3 protein-coding genes are annotated in these 4805 nt (G+C 61.3%); all 3 read right to left on the bottom strand.

The features are described 5' to 3' along the window. Positions 1-1102, bottom strand: a 1102-nt coding sequence (gene dapC / locus ACXRVY_RS17460; protein ID WP_458237851.1) for a succinyldiaminopimelate transaminase, incomplete at its 3' end; no start/stop codon positions are given. Between the two features lie 69 nt (positions 1103-1171). After that, positions 1172-3874 (bottom strand): [protein-PII] uridylyltransferase, encoded by a 2703-nt coding sequence (locus tag ACXRVY_RS17465; RefSeq protein WP_223458374.1) that lies wholly within the window; start codon positions 3872-3874, stop codon positions 1172-1174. A gap of 41 nt (positions 3875-3915) precedes the next feature. After that, entirely contained in the window at positions 3916-4698 is a 783-nt protein-coding gene (map, locus tag ACXRVY_RS17470; RefSeq protein WP_223458376.1) for a type I methionyl aminopeptidase, read from the bottom strand. Between the last annotated feature and the right edge of the window lie 107 nt (positions 4699-4805).

A 4805-nucleotide genomic window follows, 5' to 3' on the forward strand; every position in this document is an offset into this window, starting at 1 on the left:
GGTTGACGCTATCCACCTCACGGGACAGATAAGAACCCGGCACCACGGTCACGTGTTCCTCGATAAACAGATCACGGCAGAATGCCTCATCATCGCCTTCCACATTCGGCCACAGATAGAAGCCGCCATCCGGGCGCTCCACGTCCATCACCGGGCCGAGGATGTCCAGCACAGCGTCATATTTTTCGCGATACAGCGCACGGTTGGCGCGCACATGCACCTCGTCATTCCACGCGGCAACACTGGCCAGTTGTGTTTGAACCGGCATCGCGCAGCCGTGGTAGGTGCGATAGAGCAGGAAGCCCTTGAGGATGTCGGCGTCACCGGCGACAAAGCCCGAACGCAGTCCCGGCAGGTTCGAACGCTTGGACAGGCTGTGGAACACCACGCAACGCTTGAAGTCCTTGCGACCCAGTTCCGCGCAGGCACTGAGCAGGCCGGGTGGCGGGGTTTGCTCGTCGAAGTACAGTTCGCTGTAGCACTCGTCCGCTGCGATAACGAAGTCATGTTCGTCAGCCAGGGCAATCAGTTTTTTCAGGGTCTCGACCGGGATCAGTGCGCCAGTCGGGTTGCCTGGCGAGCACAGGAACAGGATCTGGCAGCGTTGCCAGATATCCGGCGACACGGCGTCGAAATCCGGGTTGAAGCCGTTCTCGTCCAGGCACGGCAGGTAATGCGGCTTGGCCCCGGCGAGGAACGCCGCGCCTTCGTAGATCTGGTAGAACGGGTTCGGGCTGACCACCAGCGCGTCATCGCCACGGTTGACCACGGTCTGGGTGAAGGCGAACAGCGCTTCGYGGGTGCCGTTGACCGGCAGTACGTTGCGCGCCGGGTCGATCCAGCCTTTGGGGACGTCGAAGCGACGTTCGCACCATGCCGCGATGGCTTCGCGCAGGGCCGGAATACCGAGGGTGGTCGGGTACACCGCCATCTGATCCAGGTTGCTGGCCAGGGCCTCGGCGACAAAGCTTGGCGAACGGTGTTTCGGCTCGCCGATGGACAGCGCGATCGGACGTTTGTCCGGGTTCGGCGTCACGCTGCCAAGCAGGGCGCGGAGTTTCTCGAACGGGTAGGGCTGGAGCTGGGACAGAGCGTTGTTCATCGATGTATCTCGTTCGGTGTGGGAACGGGCAAGCCCTGTTTCCTGTAGGAGCTGGCTCGCGTTGTTGGTTCAGATGCTGATGCGCGACAGTTTGATATCKGGTTCCTGGTTGACGCTCAGTTGTTCGACGATCGCATCCTGCAGGCGGCTGCACAGCAGTGGGTCGGACAGCGGCTGGTTGTTGGCGTCGGTGATGAAGAACACGTCTTCCACGCGCTCGCCGAGGGTGGCGATCTTGGCGTTTTGCAGCGACAGATCGAACTCCAGGAAAATCGTGCCAATCCGCGCCAGCAGGCCCGGGCGGTCGGGCGCCGTGAGCTCCAGTACCGTCACCTGGCGCTGGGCGTCGTTGTGGATCGTCACCTGTGGCGCAAAGGCGAAATGCTTGAGCTGACGGGGAACCCGGCGCTGGATGATGGTCGGGTAGTCGTCCGGGTTGCGCAGGGCTTCGGTCAGGCCGTCGCGGATTTGCTTGATCCGCGCCGGGTTATCGCCGATCGAGTCGCCGTCGGCGTCGAGCACGATGTAGGTGTCGAGGGTGAACTGGCTGCTGGAGGTGATGATCCGGGCGTCGTGAATGTTCAGGTTGAGCTGGTCCATCGCCGCCACGGTCACGGCAAAGAAGTCGTGCTGGTCGGGGGCATAGATGAAGATTTGCGTGCCACCTTCAAATTCGCGCTGGGTGGTTTCCTTGATGAGAACCAGTGGCCCTCCGTCAGCTGGTTGCTGGAGGATCGCGTCGCTGTGCCAGGCCACGTCGCCGGCGGTGTGGCGCAGGAAATAGTCATCACCCAACTGCGCCCACAGTTGTTCGACATCGTCCGGGTCGGTGCCGCCGCGCACCAGGATATCCAGGGCGGCGCTCTGGGTCTGGCGGATCTGTTCTTCGCGGTCCACCGGGTTCTCCAGGCCACGACGCAGGGCGCGCTTGGTCTCGGTATAGAGCTGACGCAGCAGGCTGGCGCGCCAGGAGTTCCACAGGGTCGGGTTGGTGGCGTTGATGTCGGCGACGGTCAGCACATACAGATAGTTGAGGCGGGTTTCGTCGCCGACGATCTGCGCGAAGTCGTGGATCACCTGTGGGTCGGACAGGTCCTTGCGCTGGGCTGTGGTCGACATCACCAGGTGGTTTTGCACCAGCCACACGATCAGGCGGCTGTCCCACACTGGCAGATGGTGGCGCTGGCAAAAGGCCTCGGCATCCACGGCGCCGATGTCCGAGTGATCGCCATGCCGGCCTTTGCCGATGTCGTGGTACAGGCCGGCCATGTAGATCAGCTCGGGTTTGGGCAGCTTGCCCATGAGCTTGCTGGCCAGCGGGAATTTTTCCGACACCTGGGTGTACTGCAACTTACGCAGGTGTTTGATCAGGTTCAGGGTGTGCGCGTCGACCGTATAGATGTGGAAGAGGTCATGCTGCATCTGCCCGACGATAAAACCGAATTCGGGTAGATAACGCCCAAGGATGCCGTAACGGTTCATTCGCCGCAGGTTGCGGTGGATACCGATCTTGCATTTGAACAATTCGATAAACAGGCTGGTGTTGCGAATATCGTTGCGGAAGTCGTCGTCGATCAGGTGACGGTTCTCCCGCAGCAGGCGAATGGTGTCGGCGCGCACGCCCTTGATTTCCGGCTGCTGGGCCATCAGCACGAAGATTTCGAGCATGGCGAACGGCGTGCGGCGAAAGACGTTGTCGTTGCGTGCTTCGATGTAGCCGTCATGCAGCTGGAAGCGCGAGTTGATCGGCTGCGGTGGCGCTTGGTCTTGCGGTGCGAGGATGACTTCCTCGAAGTGCTGGATGATCAGGTCGCTGAGCTGGGCGATGCTCATCACCACCCGGTAATACTGCTGCATGAAGTTTTCGATGGCTTGCTTGGCGTCGTCGCCTTTGAAGCCCAGCAGCCCGGCAATGGTGCGCTGGTGATCGAACAGCAGGCGGTCTTCGGAGCGGCCGGCGAGCATGTGCAGGGCATAGCGAACCTTCCACAGGAACTCCTGGGAAGAGGCGAGCAGGGCGTTTTCGCTTTCGACCAGAAAGCCTTCGCCAGCCAGTGCCCGCAGGTTCAGGGTGCCGTACTCGCGACGGGCCACCCACAGGATCGTCTGGATATCCCGCAGGCCGCCGGGCGAGCCTTTGACGTTGGGTTCCAGGTTGTATTCGGTGTCGTTGTACTTGTGGTGGCGGGCCTTTTGTTCGGCGCGCTTGGCCAGGAAGAAGTCCTTGCTCGGCCACATGTGCGCGGTGCTGGTGACGTCCAGCATGCGCAGGCGCAAATGCTCGGGGCCGGCGATGGTGCGGCTTTCCATCAGGTTGGTGACGACCGTCAGATCGGCGCGGGCCTCGACGGCGCACTCCTCGATAGAGCGAACGCTCTGACCAACCTCCAGGCCGATGTCCCACAACAGCGTCAGAAAACGCTCGATGGAATCGCGGAAAACTTCGTGGTCGGCGCTGTCCAGCAGGATCAGCAAATCGATATCGGAGTAAGGATGCAGTTCACCACGGCCGTAACCGCCGACCGCGACCAGCGCGATGTCGGCGTCCTCGCTCCAGCTGAACTGCTCCCAGGCCTTTTGCAGGATGTTGTCGACGAACCAGGCGCGATCCTCGATCAGCCGGCGAATGTCGCGGCCGCTGCGAAAGCGCGCGTCAAGCACCTCGCGGGCCTGGCGGATCGCCTTCTTGAAGGCCGCGATCGGGCTTGCCTTCAGGGCCAGTTCAGCCTGGAACTGGCCACGGTCGAAGAGTTCGGGATCCACCTGCGGCATCGATTGGCTTTCCTTTCTATAGGCGATGTACGGTAACGGGATCAGGGCGAAACGCGAGGGATGGTGTCATCGCTGCGCAGGGTGAAGATCTCGTAACCGGTTTCGGTCACCAGCAGGGTGTGCTCCCACTGTGCCGAGAGCTTGCGGTCCTTGGTGATCGCGGTCCAGCCGTCGCCCAGTACCTTGGTGTCGGCACGGCCCTGGTTGATCATCGGCTCGATGGTGAAGGTCATGCCGGCCTTGAGTTCCATGCCGGTGCCAGCGCGGCCGTAGTGCAGAATCTGCGGCTCTTCGTGGAACACCTTGCCGATACCGTGGCCGCAGAATTCGCGAACCACCGAGAATCCGTTCTTTTCAGCGTGCTTCTGGATGATTTCGCCGATGTCGCCCAGGCGGCAGCCGGGTTTGACGATTTCAATCGCTTTGTACATGCATTCCTGGGTCACCTGGGACAGGCGCTCGGCCCAGACCGGCACGGTGCCGACGTGGAACATGCGGCTGGTGTCGCCGTGGTAGCCGTCCTTGATGACGGTGACGTCGATGTTCAGGGTGTCGCCATCCTTGAGCGGCTTGTCGTTCGGGATGCCGTGGCAGACTACGTGGTTGATCGACGTGCAGATCGACTTCGGATAGCCCTTGTAGTTGAGCGGGGCAGGGATGGCTTTCTGCTCATTGACGATGTAGTCGTGGCAGATCTGGTTCAGTTGGTCGGTGGTAACGCCCGGCTTGACATATTCGGCAATCATTTCCAGCACATCGGCGGCCAGTTTGCCGGCGATACGCATTTTGGCAATGTCCTCGGGGGTTTTGAGGGTGACGGTCATACAGGCTCTCTCTGCGCCAGCCGGCGCTTTCTAAACGGAAAGGGCATTGCGCGATCGATCTTCGCAGCCCTGAAAAATGCGATTCTACCAGACGATCTGCGCAAATC

This window comes from Pseudomonas sp. P5_A2_2, assembly GCF_054177685.1.